At 68.6% G+C, this 20,917-nt stretch carries 18 protein-coding genes; 3 read left to right on the top strand and 15 right to left on the bottom strand.

Features of this window, described 5'->3' with window-relative positions:
* Nucleotides 1–29: 29 nt before the first annotated feature.
* The 10 genes from EZ242_RS10690 to EZ242_RS10645 all read right to left on the bottom strand — a co-directional run bounded on the left by EZ242_RS10690 (nucleotide 30) and on the right by EZ242_RS10645 (nucleotide 11,128).
* Nucleotides 30–1,247, bottom strand: coding sequence for an MFS transporter (locus EZ242_RS10690; protein ID WP_135285151.1), 1,218 nt, complete (start codon nucleotides 1,245–1,247; stop codon nucleotides 30–32).
* Nucleotides 1,244–2,377, bottom strand: coding sequence for a deoxyguanosinetriphosphate triphosphohydrolase (locus tag EZ242_RS10685; RefSeq protein WP_135285150.1), 1,134 nt, complete (start codon nucleotides 2,375–2,377; stop codon nucleotides 1,244–1,246). The genes EZ242_RS10690 and EZ242_RS10685 overlap by 4 nt, the downstream gene beginning before the upstream one ends.
* Nucleotides 2,378–2,402: 25 nt before the next feature.
* A complete protein-coding gene (gene aroB, locus EZ242_RS10680; protein ID WP_135285149.1) occupies nucleotides 2,403–3,497 on the bottom strand; it encodes a 3-dehydroquinate synthase in 1,095 nt (364 codons plus the stop codon).
* A gap of 34 nt (nucleotides 3,498–3,531) precedes the next feature.
* Entirely contained in the window at nucleotides 3,532–4,053 is a 522-nt protein-coding gene (locus tag EZ242_RS10675; RefSeq protein ID WP_135285148.1) for a shikimate kinase, read from the bottom strand.
* Nucleotides 4,054–4,086: 33 nt separating this feature from the next.
* The gene (locus tag EZ242_RS21990; protein ID WP_205960632.1) at nucleotides 4,087–5,991 is read right to left on the bottom strand and encodes an Ig-like domain-containing protein; all 1,905 of its coding nucleotides are present in this window, start codon (nucleotides 5,989–5,991) and stop codon (nucleotides 4,087–4,089) included.
* Nucleotides 5,992–6,053: 62 nt separating this feature from the next.
* Nucleotides 6,054–8,204 carry a type IV pilus secretin PilQ gene (locus tag EZ242_RS10665; protein ID WP_135285147.1) on the bottom strand — a complete coding sequence of 717 codons (2,151 nt, stop codon included), beginning with the start codon at nucleotides 8,202–8,204 and terminating at the stop codon, nucleotides 6,054–6,056.
* On the bottom strand, nucleotides 8,201–8,761 hold the full coding sequence (locus EZ242_RS10660) for a pilus assembly protein PilP (protein WP_135285563.1): 561 nt from the start codon (nucleotides 8,759–8,761) through the stop codon (nucleotides 8,201–8,203). Before EZ242_RS10660 ends, EZ242_RS10665 begins: the two co-directional genes overlap by 4 nt.
* An 11-nt stretch (nucleotides 8,762–8,772) precedes the next feature.
* The gene (locus EZ242_RS10655) at nucleotides 8,773–9,435 is read right to left on the bottom strand and encodes a type IV pilus inner membrane component PilO (RefSeq protein WP_135285146.1); all 663 of its coding nucleotides are present in this window, start codon (nucleotides 9,433–9,435) and stop codon (nucleotides 8,773–8,775) included.
* A gap of 5 nt (nucleotides 9,436–9,440) precedes the next feature.
* Nucleotides 9,441–10,052, bottom strand: coding sequence for a PilN domain-containing protein (locus EZ242_RS10650; protein WP_135285145.1), 612 nt, complete (start codon nucleotides 10,050–10,052; stop codon nucleotides 9,441–9,443).
* The gene (locus EZ242_RS10645) at nucleotides 10,049–11,128 is read right to left on the bottom strand and encodes a pilus assembly protein PilM (protein ID WP_135285144.1); all 1,080 of its coding nucleotides are present in this window, start codon (nucleotides 11,126–11,128) and stop codon (nucleotides 10,049–10,051) included. The genes EZ242_RS10650 and EZ242_RS10645 overlap by 4 nt, the downstream gene beginning before the upstream one ends.
* A 260-nt stretch (nucleotides 11,129–11,388) precedes the next feature.
* Between EZ242_RS10645 and EZ242_RS10640 the strand changes: the two genes are divergently transcribed.
* Nucleotides 11,389–13,863: a penicillin-binding protein 1A gene (locus EZ242_RS10640; protein WP_135285143.1), complete on the top strand. Its 2,475-nt coding sequence runs from the start codon at nucleotides 11,389–11,391 to the stop codon at nucleotides 13,861–13,863.
* Here EZ242_RS10640 and cyaY read toward each other — a convergent pair.
* Entirely contained in the window at nucleotides 13,860–14,192 is a 333-nt protein-coding gene (gene cyaY / locus EZ242_RS10635; RefSeq protein WP_135285142.1) for an iron donor protein CyaY, read from the bottom strand. The genes EZ242_RS10640 and cyaY overlap by 4 nt on opposite strands.
* 12 nt (nucleotides 14,193–14,204) lie before the next feature.
* On the opposite strand from cyaY, the gene lptM reads away from it, so the two are divergent.
* Together lptM and lysA are read left to right on the top strand one after the other, a co-directional pair.
* Complete coding sequence (gene lptM, locus EZ242_RS10630) at nucleotides 14,205–14,429, top strand: LPS translocon maturation chaperone LptM (RefSeq protein WP_135285141.1); 225 nt, start codon at nucleotides 14,205–14,207, stop codon at nucleotides 14,427–14,429.
* A complete protein-coding gene (gene lysA, locus EZ242_RS10625) occupies nucleotides 14,426–15,700 on the top strand; it encodes a diaminopimelate decarboxylase (RefSeq protein ID WP_135285140.1) in 1,275 nt (424 codons plus the stop codon). The genes lptM and lysA overlap by 4 nt, the downstream gene beginning before the upstream one ends.
* On the opposite strand, the gene EZ242_RS10620 is transcribed toward lysA, so the two are convergent.
* The 4 genes from EZ242_RS10620 to EZ242_RS10605 all read right to left on the bottom strand — a co-directional run bounded on the left by EZ242_RS10620 (nucleotide 15,690) and on the right by EZ242_RS10605 (nucleotide 20,860).
* Nucleotides 15,690–16,334, bottom strand: a complete 645-nt coding sequence (locus tag EZ242_RS10620; protein WP_135285139.1) for a protein-methionine-sulfoxide reductase heme-binding subunit MsrQ — start codon at nucleotides 16,332–16,334, stop codon at nucleotides 15,690–15,692. The genes lysA and EZ242_RS10620 overlap by 11 nt on opposite strands.
* 6 nt (nucleotides 16,335–16,340) lie before the next feature.
* Nucleotides 16,341–17,336: a protein-methionine-sulfoxide reductase catalytic subunit MsrP gene (gene msrP / locus EZ242_RS10615; protein ID WP_135285138.1), complete on the bottom strand. Its 996-nt coding sequence runs from the start codon at nucleotides 17,334–17,336 to the stop codon at nucleotides 16,341–16,343.
* A gap of 72 nt (nucleotides 17,337–17,408) precedes the next feature.
* Nucleotides 17,409–18,731: a c-type cytochrome biogenesis protein CcsB gene (gene ccsB / locus EZ242_RS10610; protein ID WP_135285137.1), complete on the bottom strand. Its 1,323-nt coding sequence runs from the start codon at nucleotides 18,729–18,731 to the stop codon at nucleotides 17,409–17,411.
* Entirely contained in the window at nucleotides 18,728–20,860 is a 2,133-nt protein-coding gene (locus EZ242_RS10605; RefSeq protein WP_135285136.1) for a cytochrome c biogenesis protein ResB, read from the bottom strand. The genes ccsB and EZ242_RS10605 overlap by 4 nt, the downstream gene beginning before the upstream one ends.
* Between the last annotated feature and the right edge of the window lie 57 nt (nucleotides 20,861–20,917).

Below are 20,917 nucleotides of genomic sequence, written 5' to 3'. Positions count from 1 at the left end.
GGATGCGGAGGGCGGCAAGGGGCGCGATTCTATGCCGCCGCCGCGAGTCGCCGCCAATGCCGGCCGATGCCGTGTGCCAGCCCCAGGCCCAGCAGGGCGCAGCTTGCGGTCACCAGGCCGCTGAAGTGCCAGCCGCCACTGAGGCTGGCCACCCAGGCGACCAGGGGCGGCCCGGCGAACTGGCCGAAGGCGGACCATTGCTGCATCCAGCCCACGGTGGTCGAGACCGTGTCCACGCCGGGCGCGAAGCGCACCGAGAGGAAGAACAGCGTTCCCGGGACCAGGCCGCCGACGGCCGAGAAGCACAGTACCGCAACGTAGGCCAGGACGGCCGGCAGGGGGCCGCCGGGCAACACCCTGTCGAGCGGCGAGAAGGCCAGCACGCCGCCGACGGCCATGGTGGCGAAGCCGATGCGAAGCAGCTGCTGCGGCGCCCATCCGCGCCGCAGCAGGCGGCCCGAGGCCAGGTTGCCGGTGAGGTTCATGGCCGCGACCACGGCGGTGGCCACGCCGGCGGTGCCCGGCGCCAGCCCGGCCTGCGCATACACCGTGGGCAGGAATCCGATCACGGCCAGCCACTGGCCCGAATAGACGCCGAAGCCCAGCGCGATGAGCCACGGGCCGGGCGAACGCAGCGTGACGGCCAGGCGCGGCACCCAGCCCGAAGCCGTGCGCGGCGCTACGGCGGCCGGCGGATCCGGCGGCACCCTGGCCAGCACGGCGACGGCGACCCCCGTGGACAGGGCCGCCGCGAGCCACCACCAGCTGGGCCAGCCCCAGTGCGCGATCCACGCCGGGCCGACCAACAGCGCGAGGGCCGCGCCGCTGGGCATGGCGGCGCCCCAGAACCCGAGCCGCACCGACAGCCGCTCGGCCGGCACGAGCCGGCGCACCAGCCCCGGCGCGGGCGTGTACACGAGGAGAAATCCGAGCCCTTCGGCCGCGCGCAGGGCGAGCAGCAGCGCTGGCTCGCGCACCAAGCCACCGGCCGCGCTCGCCACGGACACGATGCACAGGCCGGCCAGCAGGGTGCGCCGCAGGCCCAGGCCGTCCGTCGCCAGGCCGATCGCCAGGCCCAGGCTCATGCCGGCCAACTGCACCAGCGAGATCAGGAAGCCGGCCTGCACCAGCGAGATGCCCAGCACCTCGCGCAGCACCGGCAGCGCCGGCGGCAGCTTGCCCACGTGGAAGGCCGCGGCCATGCCCGCCGCGACGACCAGCAGCGACGGATCCAGCCGCGCCTTCATCCGGCCAGCACACGCTGCCCGGTGAGCCGCTCGTGCTCGCGCAGCGCGAAGCGATCGGTCATGCCCGCGATGTAGTCGGCCACCGCCCGCGGCAGGTCGTCGGCACGGGCATAGGCCTCGGGCATCTCGGAGGGCGACTGCACATAGACGCCGAAGAGATCGCGCACCACCCGGCGAGCCCGGCCGGTCATGTCCTGCACCTGCGGATGGCGATAGAGCTGGTGCAGCAGGAACTGCTTGAGCGCGGCGCTGCGCTGCCGCATCGGTTCGCTGAAGCCCACGAGCGTGGCGGCGCGGCGAACGTCCTCGGCGCTTGCGACCCGGGCTTCCTGCAGGGCCTGTGCGGTGGAGTCGATGACGTCGTGCACCTGGGCGCTGAGCATGAGCCGGATGGACTCGTACAGCAGCCGCCGTCCGGCGAGCTGCGGATGCGCGCGCAAGGCGCTCTGCCGGAAGTGCTCGAAGAGGTCCACCGCTTCGAGTTGTTCGAGCGTGAGCAGGCCGGAGCGCACGCCGTCATCGATGTCGTGCGCGTTGTAGGCGATCTCGTCGGCCAGGTTGCACAGCTGCGCCTCCAGGCCGGGCTGGGTGCGGTCCAGGAAGCGCCGCCCCACCCCGCCCGGTTCGCCCGCTTCGAGGCGCTCGGCGTTCGCACGCGAGCAGTGCTTGAGGATGCCCTCACGCGTCTCGAAGCACAGGTTGAGGCCGTCATAGCGCGGGTAACGCTCCTCCAGCTTGTCCACGACGCGCAGGCTCTGCAGGTTGTGCTCGAAGCCGCCATGGTCCGCCATGCACTCGTTCAAGGCGTCCTGGCCGGCATGCCCGAAGGGCGTGTGGCCCAGGTCGTGCGCGAGCGCGATGGCCTCCACCAGGTCCTCGCACAGGCCCAGGGGACGCGCGATGGACCGACCGAGTTGCGCCACTTCGATGGAGTGCGTCAGGCGCGTGCGGAACAGGTCGCCTTCGTGGTTCAGGAAGACCTGCGTCTTGTAGACCAGGCGCCGGAAAGCCGTGGAATGAACGATGCGGTCGCGGTCGCGCTGGAAGGCACTGCGGTGCGGCGTGGCCGGCTCCGGATGGCGGCGGCCGCGCGTGCGCGCCGGGTCACTGGCGTAGGGCGCGAGGGTCATGCCCGAGATCCGCAGGACGATGCGTTCAGGCGCAGCAGCGCTCGATCACGCGCGCGACCAGCGCGTCGGGCGCGGCGCGCAGTTCGGCCCGGCCCGGTGCGGCGACGACGATGAAGCGGATCTCGCCGGCCTCGGACTTCTTGTCCAGGCGCATCAGCTCCAGGTAGCGCGACGCGCCCAGCCGGGGGCCGCGCGTGGGCAGACCGGCACGCTCGATGAGCGCGGTGCAGCGACGCACGAAGGCGGAATCGACCAGGCCGAGTTCCTCCGACAGCGCCAGCGCCATGACCATGCCGCAGCCCACGGCCTCGCCGTGCAGCCAACGGCCGTAGCCCAGGCCCGCCTCGATCGCGTGGCCGAAGGTGTGCCCGAAATTGAGGATGGCACGCAGGCCCGATTCGCGTTCGTCCTGGCCCACCACTTCGGCCTTGATCTCGCAGCTGCGCTTGACCGCATGGGCCAGGGCCCGCGGCTCGCGGGCGCGCAGCGCGTCGATGTTCGTCTCGATCCAGTCGAAGAAGGCCATGTCGTGGATGGGCCCGTACTTGATCACCTCCGCCAACCCGGCGCTCAGCTCGCGCTCGGGCAGGGTGTTCAGGGTCGCGAGGTCGCACACCACCAGCTGCGGCTGGTAGAAGGCGCCGATCATGTTCTTGCCGCGTGGGTGGTTGATGGCGGTCTTGCCGCCCACGGATGAATCCACCTGCGCCAGCAGCGTCGTGGGCACCTGCACGAAGGGCACGCCGCGCATGAAGCAGGCCGCGGCAAAGCCGGTGATGTCGCCCACCACGCCGCCGCCCAGCGCGTACAGCACGGTCTTGCGGTCGCTGCCCTGCTCCAGCAGCACGTCAAAGATGCGCTGCAGGGTCTCCCAGGTCTTGTGCTCCTCGCCATCGGGCAGGGCCAGCGTGTTCACGCGGCCGTGGCGGCGCACGAGCGCCTCGCGCAGCGTCCTGGCATACAGCGGCTCGACGGTGGTGTTGGTCACGATGAGCGCCGAGGAGCCGCGCGGCAGCGGCAGCTCGTCGAGCTGCGCCATCAGGCCCTGGCCGATCAGGATGGGATAGCTGCGCTCGCCCAGGTCGATGCGGACCTGCTCGCGCGGAGGGATGGGGGACATGCGGGCGAGTTTACGTCGCCGCCCTGCCCGCCCTTCAAGCGCCAGGCGTGGCTGGACCGAGCTGGCTCAGGATGGCCTCGACCACGGGCTGCACGCGTTCGCGCCCGGCCTCCACGGTCACCTCGGCCACTTCCTCGTACAGCGGCGCGCGCTGGGCATGCAGGCTGCGCAGCCGCTCCAGGGGATCGGCCACCTGCAAGAGCGGCCGCTTGCGGTCGTGCCGAAGGCGCTGGAACAGGTCCTCGGGCGAGGCCCGGAGATAGACGACCCGGCACTGCCGGCGCAGGACCTCGCGGTTCTGCGGCAGCAGCACGATGCCGCCGCCGGTGGACAGCACGCTGGGCCCCTCCCCCGCGAGCCGCGCCAGGGTGCTGGACTCCACTTCCCGGAAGGCCGCTTCACCTTGCGCCTCGAAGTAGGCCCGGATCGAGCAGCCGAGTTCCTGCTCGATCCGCGTGTCCAGATCGACAAACGGCAAGCCCAGGCGCCGCGCCAGGTGCTTGCCGATGGTGGTCTTGCCGGAGCCGGGGAGGCCGACGAGGGCGAGAGGGGTCAAAGGAAAAGAGAGCGGTTCGGGGCCTTGCGCTCGCTACAGGGCGTCGGTACAAGACGCACTCGTGCCGTACGGGCTGACCACGAATGCCGGCGTGCCGTCACTGGTGACATCGGAAGCTGCGGCGCCAAGCGTATGCGGCATGCTACTGATCGACTCCGTTCCGCCGACAACAGCCCTGGCAGAGATGGAAGTCATCAGCCAAAGTGCGTAGTTCTCACCGTAGCGGAGATAAAAGGTGGCAAAGCCCTGCTCATCGGTCACGACGTTTGCGGGCGCGACGACGATGGGCAGACCGGGCGTCAGCGCACCATCTCCGTTTCTGTCCTCCGCCGGCGTACTTCCAGTCGCGGGGTCCAAGAGACCGTTCCGATTGCGATCCTCGTTGGCACAAGCGGCAGTAATGGTCTGCTGCCAGCCGGCTCCTTTCGACATGCGCCCCTTCATGTAGTCGGTGGGCCAAACTGAAAGCTGGACCTCCTTGTTCTTGACGGCGACGCCGTTCGCATCAGTAACTGCGACCGAAAACTGCCGCTCGTAAGTTGTCGGGTCATAGTTCCCAATTTCGTTTCCAACCCCAATGGCGATGAAAAGCGCCTGTCCGCTCACCGTTAGTTGCGTCGAACCCGATACTGCAGTCCCGACCACAGTCGCAGCGACAGAGACTCCGTTCGAGGCGGTAGTAAGCGCGCCCGGCACAAATTGCGCACTCGCGACACCGTACGCATCAGTGGTGACAACGCCGGGTGAGATGGAACCCGCGCTTGCGTCCGCCAGCGCAGAGAAAGCGACGTTCCGCCCAGCCACAGGGTTGCCGACGGCATCGCGGACCACCGCAATCAGCGTGCTTTGGTTGCCAGTCGACCCCGCGCTGTTCGGCGGGACCGCGCTCGGGTTGGCCTGCAATACCAGGCTCGCTGGAGCAGTCGCGGCGAAGGAAACGGGCAGGGACACCTGGGCACCACCGGCAGCCTGGACGGTGATCAGGCCCGGGCCCGCGGTCGTCGCGCTCAGCGTAGCGGTAGCCAGTCCGGACGCGTCCGTTGAAACGCTGGCGGGGGTGATCGTCCCGCGGGTCGTGTTGAAGGTGACGGTTGTGCCCACCTGGGGAGCCCCGCCAGAAAACAAGCGCACCTGGACCGGCTGGCTGGCGCCGACGGGCACGGTGGCGTTGGTGCTCGGCTGCACGAAGCTGAAATCGACGCTGCTCACCGCCACCGACGCAGTGGCGCTGCTGCCCAGGCCAGCGACCGTGATCGTGTCCGCACCCGTCTTGGTGCCGGTCAGGTTGAACGTCGCCACGCCCTGCGCGTTGGTGGTCGCCGTGCTTGCCGACAGCGCATTTGCCTGCGCGGAAGTCATCGTTACCGGCGCACCGCTCAAGGCCCGACCGGCGGAGTCAGCCGCCTTGACAGTGAACGCCGCCGTCGATCCGACCAGCATGGACGGGCTGCCCGATACCGACAGCGTGGTCCCCACGACGGGAATTTCGATGCTCTTGGTCGCCCCACCGGACTTCAGGGTAACGGTGATGGTGCGATTGCTCGGGTCCACGCCTGGCTGCAGGCGAACGGTCTTGATCGGCTCACCAGCTTCACCCGTGACGGGAACCGGCATCGCACCGACGAGATTGCCGGAAGTTGCCGAGAACTCGACGGGTTGCGAAGGCATCGCGCGGTTGTCCGCGTCCTTTGCAATCACGGTGAACGTCACCGAGGAATCAGGGGCCGAATTCAGCTGCGCGGCGGAGGCATAAACCTCAATGGTTTTCGCCTGGGCTGCGGTGGTCCCACCACCGCCCGTGCTACCGCCCCCTCCAGTGCTGCCACCACCTGAGCTGCCACCGCCTGCGACCGTGCCTGGACTGCCGCCGCCGCCGCCGCACGCGGCCATGGCTCCTATCAGAACCAAAGCGAGCACGCGCCTGATACCCACCACCATTTAGTTTCCCCTCAAAGTGCAGCCGACGTCGGCTGTGAAATTGATTGTTCTTCCTGAGGCACTTACCGCGCAGCCGCCCGGTCCGTGATCATCTTCGGCGTGATGAACACCAGCATCTCCTGCTTGTTGGCGGTGCGCTGGCGGTTGCGGAACAAGTTGCCGACGGCGGGCAGTTCGCCCAGCACCGGCACCCGCGCCTCGTTCTCGGTCTCGGTCAGCTCGAAGATGCCGCCGATCACCACCGTGCCGCCGTTCTCCACCAGCACCTGGGTCTTGATGTGCTTGGTGTTGATGGCGATGCCGGCCGTGGTGGTCTCGCCGCGGCTGTCCTTGTTGATGTCCAGGTCCAGGATGATGTTGCCCTCGGGCGTGATCTGGGGCGTGACCTCCAGCTTCAGCGTGGCGCGGCGGAAGGCGATGGAGGTGGCGCCGCTGGAGGTGGCCTGCTGGTAGGGGAACTCGGTGCCCTGTTCGATCAGCGCCTTGGTCTGGTCGGCCGTGACGATGCGCGGGCTGGACACGAGCTTGCCCTTACCGTCGGCTTCCAGGGCCGACAGCTCCAGGTTCAGGAAGCGGTTGGCCGCCGAGCTGAACAGCGAGATGGCGAAGCTGGAGGGTACGAAGCCGCCGATGCCCACCGCCGGCAGGTTCACGAAGGAGGTGTTCGCCGTGTCGAGGGTGATGGCGCCCTCGCCGGTGGTGGTGGACACGGCGTCGTAGCTGCCGCCGAAAGCGACGCGGTTGCTGCCTGTGATGGAGTAGCCGGGATCACCACCGCGCACGCCGCGCAGGTCGCTGCCGCCCAGGCGCACGCCCAGCGACTTGCCAAAGGTGTCGGCCGCCTCGACGATGCGCGCCTCGATCAGCACCTGGCGCACCGCGATGTCCAGCTTGCCGATGAGGCCCTGCACCTGTTCCAGGCGGGAGGCGATGTCGGTGACGAAGAGCTGGTTGGTGCGCGGCTCGGCGATCACGCTGCCGCGCGTGCTCAGGATGCGGTTGGCCACTGGGCCCGCGGTGAGCTGGGCGGCGATGTCCGCGGCCTTGGTGTAGTTCAGCTGGAAGGCCTGCGTGCGCAGCGGCTCCAGCCCCTGGATCGCTGCCTGGGCTTCCAGGTCGAGCTTCTCCTTGGCGGCAATTTCGTCCTTGGGCGCGATCCACAGCACGTTGCCGCTCTTGCGCATGCCCAGGCCCTTGGCCTGCAGGATGATGTCCAGCGCCTGGTCCCAGGGCACGTCCTTCAGGCGCAGCGTGACCGAGCCGGTGACGGAGTCGGAGGTCACCACGTTGAAGTTGGTGAAGTCCGCGATGACCTGCAGCAGCGAGCGCAGCTCGATGTTCTGGAAATTGAGCGAGAGCTTCTCGCCCGTGTAGCCGGGGCCCTGCGTGACCTTGGTCGGGTCCACGCGCTGCTGGCGCACTTCCACCACGAACTGGTTGTCGCTCTGGTAGGCGCTGTGCTCCCACTGGCCCTTGGGCTCGATCACCATGCGCACGCGGTCACCCGTCTGGGTGGTGGTGACGGTCTGCACGGGCGTGCCGAAATCGGTCACGTCCAGGCGCCGGCGCAGGCCTTCGGGCAGGCTGGACTTGAGGAATTCGACGATGAGGTTCTGCCCCTGCTGGCGGATGTCCACGCCCACCTGGTTGTTCGGCAGGTCCACGACCACGCGCCCGGCGCTGTCGGCGCCGCGCCGGAAATCGACGTCGCGAATGGGTTGCGTGTCGCGGTTGCGGGCTTCGGCGAAGGGCGCCGCGGCAGCCGGCGCCTGGGCCGTGACCACCGGCGTGCCACCCGGGACGCCGTCCAGCGCCACGAGCAGGGACTTGCCCTGCACCTGCGCCTTGTAGGCGGCCGGCGACTTGAGGTTCAGGACCAGCCGGGTGCGATCTCCGGCCTGCACCACGCTCACCGAGCGCACATTGCCCTGGTTGACTTCGACCGAGTTGCGGCCGAGCGCATTGGTGGCGCCCGGCACGTCGAGCGCGATGCGCGCGGGCGACTGGATGCTGAAGCCCTTGGGCACGGCGGCCAGGGGCTGGCTGAAGTCGATGCGGATCACTTCCACGCCGCCCTGGATCGAGCTGCTGACGGATTCGACGGCGGGACCGGCGGCCTGGGCCTGGGCCTGGGTCGGGATCAGCCCCAGCAACAAGGCGCCGGCCACGGCAAGGGACAGCAGCCGAGCTGCCGTGCTTTGTTTCTTCTTCATTGAGCCCTCTCTTGCAACTGCATCGTGGTGACGCGCTCGACCCAGTCCCCCACGGGGTCCTGGACGATCTCGCGCAGCACGACCTCGGACTCGCTGACCTTGGTCACGCGGCCGTAGTTCTGTCCCATGTACTGCCCAGGACGCACCTGGTAGAGGAGGTTGTCCACCTTGATCAGCGCCACGGGCTTGCCTTGCTTGAACAGCGTGCCGACCATGGCCATGTTGTCCAGCGGCACGCTCTCCAGCGGCTCCTTGCGACGCGCCAGTTCGGGCGCGAGCAGGGTCGAGTTGTTGGTGGCCTGGCCCGATTCGCGGCGCAGGGCCTGCGTGAGCTTTTCGCGGCCGAAGGGGTCGGCGGCAGCCGTTTCGCTGTAGCGCTCGGGCGTGTAGGCCTTGGGCGGCGCAATGGGCTCGATCTTGGGCTTAACCTCGGCGCGCTGCTGCTGCATCCACGTGGCGAGCGAGTTGTCGCCGCCGGCGCCGCAACCGGCCACGAGCGCCGCCGCGAGCGACACGAGCACGATGCGACCAAGGCGGCGCGACGCGAGGGGGACCATGTTCAGGCCGGTCACTTGGCGCCTCCGGTGGCTTTGCGCTGCGCGTTGATCTCGTCGGGGTCCAGGTAGCGGAAGGTCTTGGCCGTGGCTTCCATGGACAGGGTGCCGTCGCGCCCGGGCACGATGACCAGGTTGTTCAGCGTGACGATGCGGGAGAGATGCGCGATGTCCGACGTGAAGTCACCGATGTCGTGGTAGCGGCCGGTCACGCGCAGGGCGATGGGCAGTTCGGCGTAGTACTCGCGCACCGAGACCTGGCCCGGGCGGAACAGCTCGAAGTACAGGCTGCGCCCCAGGCCCGCCTGGTTGATGTCGGACAGCAGGGCGTCCATCTCCGCCTTGCCGGGCAGCTGCTTTTCCAACTGCGTGACGTACTGCTGCACCTGCTCGCGCTGCTTGCGCAGGGCCTCGAGGTTGATGGCCTGCGCCAGCTTCTTGCTGTAGTCGGCCTTGAGGCTCGTTTCCTTGGCGACCTCGGCGTCGAGTTCATCGCTGTACGCGTCGATCATCACCAGCCACAGGGCCGCCACGATGCCCACCGTGACCGCCAGGCACAGGCTGAGCCGGGGGACCAGGGGCCAGGAGGCCGGGTCCCGCGTGTTGAGGTTCTGGAACTGGCTGCCGAAGCGCGCCAGCTTGAGTTTCAGGTCGAAGCTTCTCTTGGCTTTGGGCATGGCGATCAGCTCTTGGCGGCCGGGGCGGCGGCCTCGGTGGCGGGCGGCTTGACTTCGCTGGCGCGCAGCACCCGCACCCTGACGTTGAAGTTGGCGACGCGCCGCTGCTCGCGCGGGTTCAGCGCGATGTTCCCGGCGACGATCTCGATCAGCTCGGGACGGGTGAGCCAGGGGCTGCTGTTGCCCAGGTTGCGAAGCAGCTCGGACACGCGTTCGTTCGATTGCGCCACGCCAGTGAGCGTGACGATCTGGTTTTCCTGGCGCACGGCGGTGATGAACACGCCGTCGGGCAGCTGGCGCACCAGCTCGTTGAGCAGGTGCACGGGCATGTTGCGGTCCGCCTGCAGGTTCTCGACGGCTTCCTGGCGCGCGCGCAGGGCGACGATTTCCTTCTGCAGGTTGGCGATGTCCTTGATCTGCCCGTCCAGCCGCCCGATCTCGGCCTGCAACTGCTGGTTGCGCGCCTGCTGCTCCGCGATCTGGTTGGCATACCAGCCGTAGATGCCGGCGGCGACGAGCGCACCGGCAAGGGCCGAGGCGCCGAGCGACACATGGAACAGGTCGCGGCGGCGCTTGCGGGCAGCCTCGCGGTGGGGGAGGAGGTTGATCAGGATCACTGGGCGAACCTCCGCAGGGCGAGCCCGCACGAGGTGAGATAGGACGGGGCCTCGCGGCGCAGCTTCTTCTCGCGGATCGTGTCGCCCAGCACCATGCCTTCGAAGGGATCGGCCAGGCTGCAGGTGAAGGTGGTCTGCGCGGTCACCGCTTCGGCCAGGCCCGGCAGGGCCGCGGAGCCGCCGGCCACGAGCACGTGGTCCACCCGGTTGTGCGGCGTGCTGGTGAAGAAGAACTGGAGCGCCCGAGCGATCTCCTGCCCCAGGCTCTCCACGAAGGGGCGCAGCACGGCCGCCGCATAGTCCTCCGGCAGGTCGCCGGTGCGCTTCTTGATCTCGGCCTCTTCGGGCGAGTAGCCGTACTGGCGGGCGATGAGCTGCGTGAGCTGGGCGCCGCCGAAGGCCTGGTCGCGGTCGTAGATGACGTCGTCATTGCGGATGACCTGCATGCTCGTGGTGAAGGCCCCCACCTCGAACAGCGCCACCATGGAATCAAGGCCGCCTTCGGGCAGGCCCTGGATCAGCCGGCCGGCCGCCATGCGCGAGGCATAGGACTCCACGTCCAGGATCAGCGGCTTGAGCCCGGCCGCCTCGGCCAGGCCCTGGCGGTCCTGCACCTTGTCCTTGCGAGAGGCTGCGATCAGCACCTCCACGTCGCCGGCCGAGGAGTTGCTCGGACCCATGACGCAGAAGTCCAGCGATACTTCGTCCAGCGAGAAGGGGATGTACTGGTTGGCTTCGGCCTCGACCTGCACTTCCAGTTCCTGCTCGGACAGGCCGCCGGGCAGGATGATCTTGCGGGTGATGACGGCCGAGGCGGGCAATGCCATGGCGACATTGCGCGTGCGCGTGCCGCTCTTCTTGACCACCCGGCGCATCGCCTCGGCCACTTCGTCGAACTTTTCGATGTTGCCGTCGGTGATGCAGCCGCGCTCGAGTTGCTCGATGGCGCAGCGCTCCACCACATACCGGCCATCGGCATCACGGCCCAGCTCCACCAGCTTCACGCTGGACGAGCTGATGTCCAGGCCCAGCAGGGGAGGAGTCTGACGGCTAAACAGGGAGCCCAGCGAGATCAAGGAAAGCCTCCAGACGGCTGTAAGTGAGTCGTAACAAACTTAAGATTTCACTTCAGATGCTAGCAGCTACGTCCTTGTCGGCAAAGGATTTTTCTAATTGTTAGAACCGTGTCCGTTGCCAAAAGCCGACGAGCGTGCCTGCGATACTGAGAACCGAATCGGCCCGCCGCCACTCCAAGCCGGTCCAGCTACTCTGCCGTGACTCTACCTCGGGCTGACGGCACCTCGACGATTGCCGGAACTTCCTGCCCTGGAAATTTATGCCTGCTGATACCCCCGACAAGAACAAGCCTCGCCGCCCTGCACAGGGGGGCCGGGCCCATTTGCTCCTGAAAGTGGTCCTCGGCGCGCTCGCCGCGCTGTTGGCCGCAGGCGTCAGCGTCGTGATCATCGTCGCGGTCGCGTTGTCGGTCGCCTATCCGAACCTTCCGGACATCTCCGACCTGGCCGACTACCGGCCCAAGCTGCCCCTGCGCGTGTACACGGCCGACGGCGTGCTGATCGGGGAGTTCGGCGAGGAGCGCCGCAACCTCACGCCGATCGCGGAGGTCCCGGAGGTGATGAAGCAGGCCGTGCTGGCCATCGAGGATGCGCGCTTCTACCAGCACCGGGGCGTGGACTACCGGGGCCTGGCGCGCGCGGCCCTGGCCAACCTCGGCCGCGCCAAGAGCCAGGGCGCCTCGACCATCACCATGCAGGTGGCGCGCAACGTCTATCTCTCCTCCGAGAAGACCTTCACGCGCAAGCTCTACGAGGTGCTGCTGACCTTCAAGCTGGAGCACCAGCTCTCCAAGGACCGCATCCTCGAGATCTACATGAACCAGATCTTCCTGGGCAACCGCGCCTACGGCTTCGCGGCCGCCTCGGAGGCCTACTTCGGCAAGCCCATGAAAGACCTGTCCATCGCCGAGGCGGCGATGCTGGCGGGCCTGCCCAAGGCGCCGTCGGCCTACAACCCCTTCGTCAATCCCAAGCGGGCGCAGCAGCGCCAGCAGTACATCATCGAGCGGATGGAGGAGGTCGGCTTCATCACCGCGCAGCAGGCCGAGGCGGCCCGGCGCGAGCCGCTGAAGCTGCGCACCGCCGCCGAGCCGCTGCGCGTTCACGGCGAGTTCGTGGCCGAAACCGTGCGCCAGCTGGTTCACGCGCAGTACGGCGACGAGACCTACACCCGCGGTCTCAACGTGTTCACGAGCATTCGCGCCGAGGAGCAGGAAGCCGCCTACCGCGCCCTTCGCAAGGGCATCATGGACTACGAGCGGCGGCAGATCTACCGCGGCCCCGAGAAGTTCGTGGAGCTGCCCGCCGATCCGAAGGAACTCGACGAGGCGGTGGACGACGTCCTGGCCGACCACCCGGACAACGGCGACGTGCTGGCCGCCGTGGTGCTGGAGGCGACGCCGCGCAAGGTGGTCGCCGTGCGCCAGAGCGGCGAGCCGATCGAGATCACCGGAGAGGGCCTGCGGCCGGCTCAGGCGGGCCTGTCGGAGAAGGCGCCGCCGAAGACCAAGATCCGGCGCGGCGCGGTGATCCGCATCATGAAGCCCGGCAAGCAGTGGGAGATCACGCAGCTGCCGGAGGTCGAGGGTGCCTTCGTCGCGCTCGACCCGCGCGACGGCGCCGTGCTCGCCATGGTCGGCGGCTTCGACTTCAACAAGAACAAGTTCAACCACGTGACCCAGGCCTGGCGCCAGCCGGGATCGTCCTTCAAGCCCTTCATCTATTCGGCTGCGCTGGAGAAGGGCTTCATGCCCACCACCGTGATCCAGGATGCGCCCCTGTTCTTCGACGCCAGCGTCACGGGCGGCCAGCCCTGGGAACCCAAGAACTACGACGGTCGCTTCGAAGGACCCATGCCCCTGCACACGGCACTGGCCAAGTCGAAGAACATGGTGTCCATCCGCATCCTGCAGGCCGTGGGTCCGCAGAACGCGCAGGACTGGATCACCCGTTTCGGCTTCGATGCCGAGCGGCATCCGGCCTACCTCACCATGGCCCTGGGCGCGGGCGCGGTCACGCCCATGCAGCTCGCCACGGGCTACGCGGTGTTCGCCAACGGGGGCTTTCGCGTCAACCCCTGGCTGATCAGCCGCATCACCGACCAGCGCGGCAAGACGCTGGTTGAGACACAGCCGCCGCTTCCGAACGAGGCCATGCGCGCCATCGACCCGCGCAATGCCTTCGTGATGAACCGCCTGCTGCAGGAGATCGCCCGCTCCGGCACGGCCGCCCGCGCGCAGTCGGTGCTCAAGCGCTCCGACCTCTACGGCAAGACCGGGACCACCAACGATTCGATCGACACCTGGTTCGCGGGCTTCCATCCGCACGTGGTGGCGGTGGTCTGGATGGGCTATGACACGCCGCGTTCGCTGGGCGACCGCGAGACCGGTGGCGGCCTGAGCCTGCCGGTGTGGATCAATTTCATGCAGACCGCGCTGCAGGGCGTGCCGGTGGTGCAACCCCTGGCGCCCGAAGGCGTGGTCAACCTGGGCGGCGAGTGGTACTACCGCGAGTTCGTCCCGGGCACCGGGGTCGGCAGCCTGGGCGTTCCCGCCCTGCCGATGCCCTCCCCCGCCCTGATCGAGGGCGGCGGCGCGGCCTACGGGGGCGGCAGCCGCGGCGAGAGCACGCCGGGCAACCCGCTGCACGACCCGAGCCTGCTCAACTCCGATGGCCGGCCGCCGCCGCCTGCGCCCGGCGAGCAGCGACGCAGCATCCTGGACCTGTTCCGCTAGACCGGCGCGAACACCAGCGGCAGGCCGGCCTGGGCGCTGGCTTGTCGCGTGAGGTGCTCGAAGAACTCGCCCTGGCCCTTGGTGTCCATCCAGCGCTCGCCGTCGAAGCGGTAGTGGAAGCCGCCTGCTCGGGTGGCCATCCAGACCTCGTGCAGGGGCTTCTGCATGTTCACGACGATCTGGCTGCCGTCGCGGAAGGTGACCGTCACCATGCCGCCGACGCGCTGGCTGTCGAGGTCCGCATCGGTCTCGTCGTTCACGCGGTCGCAGCCTGTCTCCACACCGCGCAGCAGCGCCTCCGCCCGGTCCATGTATTCGAGGTCGGTCATTACAATCCGTCGATGTTCGCTTGGTCGAAAACGATTCTAGTCAGGCCCTCGGCCATGGCGCTGCTCGCCTCGGTCGCGGCCCTCGCAGGCTGTGGCCAGAAAGGCCCCCTGTTCCTGCCCAGCGGCGACCAGGCGGTCGGCCGTGCCACCCTGCCCCAGACGCTGCTGCCCGGCCCCATCCGCGAGCCCGCGGCCACCTCGGCCTCACCTGCCAACTCGCCGGGGCTCCAGCGATGACGCCCCTGCCCGGACACCCCCAGCTCGCCTGGCGCGACGACGAGCTGTGGCTCGAGGACGTGCGCCTTGCGGCACTGGCGCAGGCGTACGGCACGCCGCTCTTCGCCTACTCCAAGGCCTCCATGCTCGCCGCCCTGTCCGCCTACCAGCGCGGCCTGGCCGGACGCAAGGCCACCATCTGCTACGCGATGAAGGCGAACTCGTCGCTGGCCGTGCTCCAGGTCTTCGCGCAGGCCGGCTGCGGCTTCGACATCGTCTCGGGCGGCGAACTCGAACGCGTGCTGCGTGCGGGGGCCGATCCGGCCCGCGTCATCTTCTCCGGCGTGGGCAAGACCCGCGCCGAAATGCGCCGCGCGCTGGAGGTCGGCATCGGCTGCTTCAACGTGGAGAGCGAGTCCGAGCTGGACGTGCTCGACGAGGTGGCGCGGGCTTGCGGCCGCGTGGCGCCGGTCAGCATCCGCGTCAATCCGAACGTGGACGCCAAGACGCACCCGTACATCTCCACGGGCCTCAAGGGCAACAAGTTCGGCATCGCCCACGAGCGCGCCCTGCACGCCTACCGCCACGCGGCCGGCCTTCGCGGGCTTTCGGTGGTGGGTATCGACTGCCACATCGGCTCGCAGATCACCGACACCGCGCCCTACCTCGACGCCATGGACCGCGTGCTGGACCTGGTGCAGGCCATCGAGGCGGCGGGCATTCCCTTGAAGCACATCGATTTCGGTGGTGGCCTGGGCATCGACTACCGCGGCGACACGCCCCCGGCGGCCGACGCGCTGTGGGCGCAGCTGCTGGCCCGTCTCGACGCGCGCGGCTACGGCGACCGGCACCTCATGATCGAACCCGGGCGCTCGCTGGTGGGCAATGCGGGCGTGTGCCTGACCGAGGTGCTGTACCTCAAGCCGGGCGAGCAGAAGAACTTCTGCATCGTCGATGCGGCCATGAACGACCTGCCTCGCCCCGCGATGTACCAGGCCTGGCACGGCATCGTGCCGCTGCACCGAGATGCTCAGCGCGTGCCGCAGCGCTACGACGTCGTCGGCCCCGTGTGCGAGAGCGGGGACTGGATCGGCCAGGACCGCGAGTTGGCCGTGCGGCCGGGCGAGCTGCTCGCGGTGCTGTCCGCCGGGGCCTACTGCATGAGCATGGCCAGCAACTACAACAGCCGGGGTCGCGCCGCCGAGGTGCTGGTCGATGGCGCCGAGGCCACGCTGATCCGCGCGCGCGAGAGCATCGAGGACCAGCTGCGCTCGGAGCGCCTCATCGGCTGAAGGCCGGCGGCGGCGCCTTGCGCGCCGCCAGCCGCCGCCATGCGCGCCACCCGAGCAAGGCGCCCAGGATCGCCGCATACAGCGCCACCTCCGCGAAGTCGTTCTTGCCCGCCCGCATCCAGAAGAAGTGCAGGATCGACAGGCCGGCCACAAGGTACACGGCCCGGTGCAGCGCCTGCCAGCGCCGCGCACCCAGGAAGCGGATGGCGGCATTGAACGAGGTCGCTGCCAGCGCCGTGAGCAGCACCAGGCCGCAGAAGCCCACCAGGATGAAGGGCCGCTTCACGATGTCGCGGGCGATCTCCTGCACCTCGAAGCCCATGTCGAAGCCGGCGTAGCTCAGTGCATGCAGCGCGGCATAGAAGAAGGTGAAGAGCCCCAGCATGCGCCGCAGGCGGGCCAGCGCGGGAAGTCCCAGCAGCACCCGCAGCGGGGTCACCGCCAACGTGATGCAGAGAAAGCGCAGTGTCCAGTCCCCGGTCGAGCGAATGAGCGCTTCGGCCGGGTTGGCGCCGAGCCGGTCCAGGAAGGCGGCCGCGAACAGCCAGGCGAAAGGCAGCAGGCACAGCACGAACACCGCCGGCCTGACCGCGCCGGGCGCGAGCCACGACTGCCTGCGCGAGCCCGTACCCATCGCGCCTCAGAACAGCTTCTTGAGGTCCATGCCGGCGTACAGCTGCCCCACCTGGGACTCATAGCCGTTGAACATCAGCGTCTTACGCTTCTTGGCAAAGAGTCCGCCCTCGCCGATGCGCCGCTCGGTCGCCTGCGACCAGCGCGGGTGGTCCACGTCCGGGTTCACGTTGGAGTAGAAGCCGTATTCGCTGGGCGCGGCCTTGTTCCACGCGGTCTTCGGCTCGTTCTCGACGAAGCGGATGCGCACCAGCGACTTGCCGCTCTTGAAGCCGTACTTCCAGGGCACCACCAGGCGAAGCGGCGCGCCGTTCTGCTTGGGCAGCACCTCGCCGTACATGCCGAAGGAAAGCAGCGTGAGCGGGTGCATGGCCTCGTCCATCCGCAGCCCTTCCACGTAGGGCCAGTCCAGCACGCGCGAACTCACGCCCGGCATGGTCTTGCGGTCGGCCTGGGTCACGAACTCCACGTACCTGGCGTTGCCCAGCGGCTCCACCTTGCGAATGAGGGACGACAGGGAGTAGCCGACCCAGGGGATCACCATGGACCAGCCCTCCACGCAGCGAAGCCGGTAGATGCGCTCCTCCTGCGGGGCGAGCTTGAGCAGGTCCTCCAGCGCGTAGCGCGCGGGCCGCTTCACCAGACCTTCGACCTCCACGCTCCAGGGGCTGGTGACCAGCGTGTGGGCGTTGCGCGCCGGGTCGCTCTTGTCGGTGCCGAACTCGTAGAAGTTGTTGTAGGTGCTCGCGTCCTGGTAGTCGGTGATCTTCTCCATGGTGGAGGCACCGTCCACTGCCGAACGTTGTGCGGCGAGCGGGGGCAGCTTGCCCGGCCGCGCCACCTGCGCCAGTGCTTCGCGGCTCGCCCAGCTCGCCAGCGCCGCACCGGCGCCGCCGGCCGCCATCCAGCGAAGCAGTTCGCGGCGCTGCTGGTAGTGGGCGCGGGGCGTGATCTCGCTGGCGACGGGGTGAATGAATCCGTCGCGATGGGTTCTGACCAGCATGGGTTCTCCTGGAGCGGGCCCCATTCTGGCCCGGCTCAGATAACCCCGTCCGCCCGCTCGGGGAAGCCCCTCTCAGAGATTCCCGTAGCTGTGCAGGCCGGACAGGAACATGTTCACGCCCAGGAAGGCGAAGGTCGTCACCGCCAGGCCGACCAGGGCCCACCAGGCGGAGACGGCGCCGCGCAGGCCTTTCATGAGGCGCATGTGCAGCCAGGCCGCATAGTTGAGCCAGACGATCAGCGCCCAGGTCTCCTTGGGGTCCCAGCTCCAGTAGCCGCCCCAGGCCTCGGCCGCCCACAGGGCGCCCAGCACGGTGGCGATGGTGAAGAAGGCGAAGCCGACCGCGATGGCCTTGTACATCACGTCGTCCAGCACCTCGAAGGAGGGCAGGCGCTCGGCGATGCGCCCGCGCAGGGACAGGATGCCACCGACGATCAGGGCCGAGATGCCGAAGTACACGGCCCAGTAGTTGCTCAGCCCGCCCTCAGGGGACTGCCGGAACACGAGAGGCTCGAAGCACAGCACCACACCCAGCAGCCACAGCGGCGCGAGCTTCCACCAGCGCGTCTCGGCGGCCTGCATCTTGACCAGGTAGGCGAATGCCACCATGGCCGCGATCGCGAAGGTGCCATAGCCCACGAAGTTGGCCGGCACGTGCAGCTTCATCCACCAGCTTTTCAGGGCCGGCACCAGCGGCTGGATCTCGTGGGCCTCGCGCACGACCGTGTACCAGAGCAGGAAGCCCACGGCGGCACTGATCACCAGCATCACGAAGGCCCCCAGGGCGCGAGTGTCGTACTGCCGCTCGAAGTACAGGTAGAACAGCGCCGTCATCCAGCAGAACATGATGAACACCTCGTACAGGTTGCTCACCGGGATGTGGCCGATGTCCGGGCCGATCAGGTAGCTTTCGTACCAGCGCACCATGGTGCCGATCAGGGCCATGCCGACGGCCACCCAGGCCAGGCCCGACGCGATGCGCTCCATCGCCTGCGCCTGTCCGCGCGCGAAGATGCCGGTCCAGTAGAAGGCAGTGCTCATGAAGAACAGCATGGACATCCACAGGATGGCCGACTGGCTGGACAGGAAGTACTTGAGCCAGAACACCGTCTCGGAGCGCGCGAGATCGCCCTGGTAGGCGCCGATGGCCAGCAGCGAGAAGGCTGCCACCACCGCCATCAGCGCCTGCAGCGGACGCCAGAACCAGCCGAGCCAGATGGCCGAGGGGATGGAGCCGAGCAGGATGCCTTTCTCGTACACGTCCATGTAGGCGCCATAGCGCTGCAGGGCGAAGAGGCCGCCGGCGGTCACCAGCGCAGCGAACACCCAGTCCAGCCAGTTTCGCCGGGCCAGGAAGCCTTCGTGGAGGGTCAGCGTGGTGGTCGCGGTGTTCATGGTGTCGAATCCAGAAGTTGGGTGCGAAGGTGCGCGAACTCGCGGTCGGTGTCCAGGGTCTTGCGATTGGACGACAGGGCCATGCTGGCCCGGCTGCCCCCGTCCTGCGGAGCCAGCCAGACCCACAGGCGCCGTTCGCGGACGTAGAGCATGGCGAAGATACCGATGATCAGCAAGGCGCAGCCCAGATAGACGATGTTGCGGCCGGGGGCACGCGCGACCTGGAACACGCTGGCCTGCACCTGCGTGAAGTCGGTGAGGCGGAAGGCCATCGGCGCGGGGTAGAGCTGCAGGTCGCTCAGTGACAGCACGGCCTGGTTCATGAAGGCCTGCGTCGTCTCGCCGGGCGAAAGCGGCGCGAGGCCCGCGCGCTCGCGCGAGAGCTGGGCCAGCTCGAAGAGCGATCCGTTGAGGATGCGCACCACCACCTCGCCGGCGCGGGGACGCTCGGCTTCGGGCACGTTGGCCTCCATGAAAGCCGAGATCGCCTGCAGGCCGCCGGTGGCCTGGCCGCCCGGGCTGACCGGCGCCGCGCCGGCAAAGAGGTCGAGCGCGCGGCTTGCCGAAGCGGTGAGCTGCTCCACGAGTTCGGGCCGGGCGGGGTCGGTGGCCTGGGTGGCGAAGCGGCGCACGGCCTCGGCCCGCAGGCGCGGATCACGCAGCGCGTCGCGCAGGCGGAGAAACCCGTCCAGCTCGCCCTTCTCGTCCGCCGGGATGCGCAGGTAGCGGAAGTTCTCGGCGGGCGTGTCGCGCACGCCCATGAGGTACAGCGGAACGCCTTCGCCGAGGTTCACCGGGAGCATGTAGTTGTGGAACTCGCGCGCCTGGCCGGCGGCGTCGCGCAGCTTGTAGGTGACGCTGGGGCCCACGTTGCGAAGCTCGCGCTGGGTGACGGTCTTGTTGCCCGCGCCCAGGCGCGATTCGATGGAGCTGCGCAGGTCCACCGAACGCACGTCGGTGCCGCTGGCCGCCGCATCGCCGGAGAAGTTCTCGACGTTGATCACCCGCAGGCCCGTGTACTCCAGCGTCAGCCGATCGGCATCACCGGACTCGCCGCGCGTGAGCTGCGAGCTGCCGCCGATGACCCCTTCGATCTCGAAGGGCTTGGTATCCGCGTTCATGGGCACCGCGCGCAGCTTCACGGTCGAGCCGCCGTCGTCGAAGCTGGACTGATAGATCTCGATGCCGCGATGCCGCGCCGGGTGGTTGACCTCCACGCGGGCAGGGATGCGCTCGCCGGTCTCGCGGTCGTGGATCACGATCTCGCTGGCGAAGAGCTTGGGCATGCCGGTCGAGTAGTGCTCGACGATGAACTTCTTCAGCTCGATGGAGAAGGGCAGCTCCTGCAGCAGCACGCCGTCGCTCTGGTTCAGGAGGGCCGTGCCGGACTGCGTGCCTTCGGCCACCAGCAGGTTGCCGCGGAAGGTGGGATTGCTGGCGGGCAGGCGGTGCTGCGGGCCCACGTCGGCCAGCATGCCGCCGCCGCGGTAGGGGGCCTTGTCGCCCCACCACATCTGCGCCCGAACGATCAGGTCGCCGTCGAGCAGCCCGCCCAGGCAGACCAGGACGATGGCGCTGTGCGCGGCGATGTAGCCGAGCTTGTTGGCCGCGCCGGCCCGCGCGGCCACCATCCAGCCTGCGCCCTGGCTGCCCTCGCGCCGCTGCAGCTTGACCCGCCAGCCGGCGCGCGCGAGCGCGGAGCCGATGCGATGGGCCGCCGGCTCCGGCGCATCGGGCAGGTCACCCTGCGCACGGTGGTGGAAGGCCTGCAGGCTCTGCTCGCGGATGTTCTCCTTGTGCGCCCGCAGGTCCGCGATGATCTTGGGCGTGTTGCGGGCGATGCACAGCGACGTGCTCAGGACCAGAAAGGCCAGGATCAGCAGAAACCACCAGGCGCTGTAGACGCCCGGCAGCTTCAGTGCATTGAACACACTCGCCCAGAAGGGGCCGAACTGGTTTACGTAATTGACCGCCGGCTCGTTCTGCTTGAGCACGGTGCCGATCACCGAGGCGATGCAGATCACCGTGAGCAGGGCGATCGCAAAGCGCATGGACGACAGCAGCTCGACCGCCGCGCGCAGCGTGTGCGAGCGGGGCCGGGGCCCCGGAGCGGGAATGGATGCGGTCATGGAAGAAGGATGGAGGCCCGGAGCAAAAGAAAAAGGCGGGAGCCGGCCCGCCTGTTT

The organism is Ramlibacter rhizophilus (genome assembly GCF_004681965.1).
Lineage (GTDB): Bacteria > Pseudomonadota > Gammaproteobacteria > Burkholderiales > Burkholderiaceae_C > Ramlibacter > Ramlibacter rhizophilus.
The sequence above is the reverse complement of the archived record's forward strand: the minus strand, read 5'-3'. Positions and strand labels throughout refer to the sequence as shown.

Bases quoted from the DNA above. Each gene is read 5' to 3' on its own strand.
- EZ242_RS10640 (WP_135285143.1), top strand. From the start codon at position 11,389: ATGCCTGCTGATACCCCCGACAAGAACAAGCCTCGCCGCCCTGCACAG.
- EZ242_RS10655 (WP_135285146.1), bottom strand. From the start codon at position 9,435: ATGCCCAAAGCCAAGAGAAGCTTCGACCTGAAACTCAAGCTGGCGCGC.
- EZ242_RS10690 (WP_135285151.1), bottom strand. From the start codon at position 1,247: ATGAAGGCGCGGCTGGATCCGTCGCTGCTGGTCGTCGCGGCGGGCATG.
- cyaY (WP_135285142.1), bottom strand. From the start codon at position 14,192: ATGACCGACCTCGAATACATGGACCGGGCGGAGGCGCTGCTGCGCGGT.
- EZ242_RS10620 (WP_135285139.1), bottom strand. From the start codon at position 16,334: ATGGGTACGGGCTCGCGCAGGCAGTCGTGGCTCGCGCCCGGCGCGGTC.
- ccsB (WP_135285137.1), bottom strand. From the start codon at position 18,731: ATGAACACCGCGACCACCACGCTGACCCTCCACGAAGGCTTCCTGGCC.
- EZ242_RS10685 (WP_135285150.1), bottom strand. From the start codon at position 2,377: ATGACCCTCGCGCCCTACGCCAGTGACCCGGCGCGCACGCGCGGCCGC.
- EZ242_RS10605 (WP_135285136.1), bottom strand. From the start codon at position 20,860: ATGACCGCATCCATTCCCGCTCCGGGGCCCCGGCCCCGCTCGCACACG.
- EZ242_RS10665 (WP_135285147.1), bottom strand. From the start codon at position 8,204: ATGAAGAAGAAACAAAGCACGGCAGCTCGGCTGCTGTCCCTTGCCGTG.
- EZ242_RS10660 (WP_135285563.1), bottom strand. From the start codon at position 8,761: ATGGTCCCCCTCGCGTCGCGCCGCCTTGGTCGCATCGTGCTCGTGTCG.
- msrP (WP_135285138.1), bottom strand. From the start codon at position 17,336: ATGCTGGTCAGAACCCATCGCGACGGATTCATTCACCCCGTCGCCAGC.
- aroB (WP_135285149.1), bottom strand. From the start codon at position 3,497: ATGTCCCCCATCCCTCCGCGCGAGCAGGTCCGCATCGACCTGGGCGAG.
- lysA (WP_135285140.1), top strand. From the start codon at position 14,426: ATGACGCCCCTGCCCGGACACCCCCAGCTCGCCTGGCGCGACGACGAG.
- lptM (WP_135285141.1), top strand. From the start codon at position 14,205: ATGTTCGCTTGGTCGAAAACGATTCTAGTCAGGCCCTCGGCCATGGCG.
- EZ242_RS21990 (WP_205960632.1), bottom strand. From the start codon at position 5,991: ATGGTGGTGGGTATCAGGCGCGTGCTCGCTTTGGTTCTGATAGGAGCC.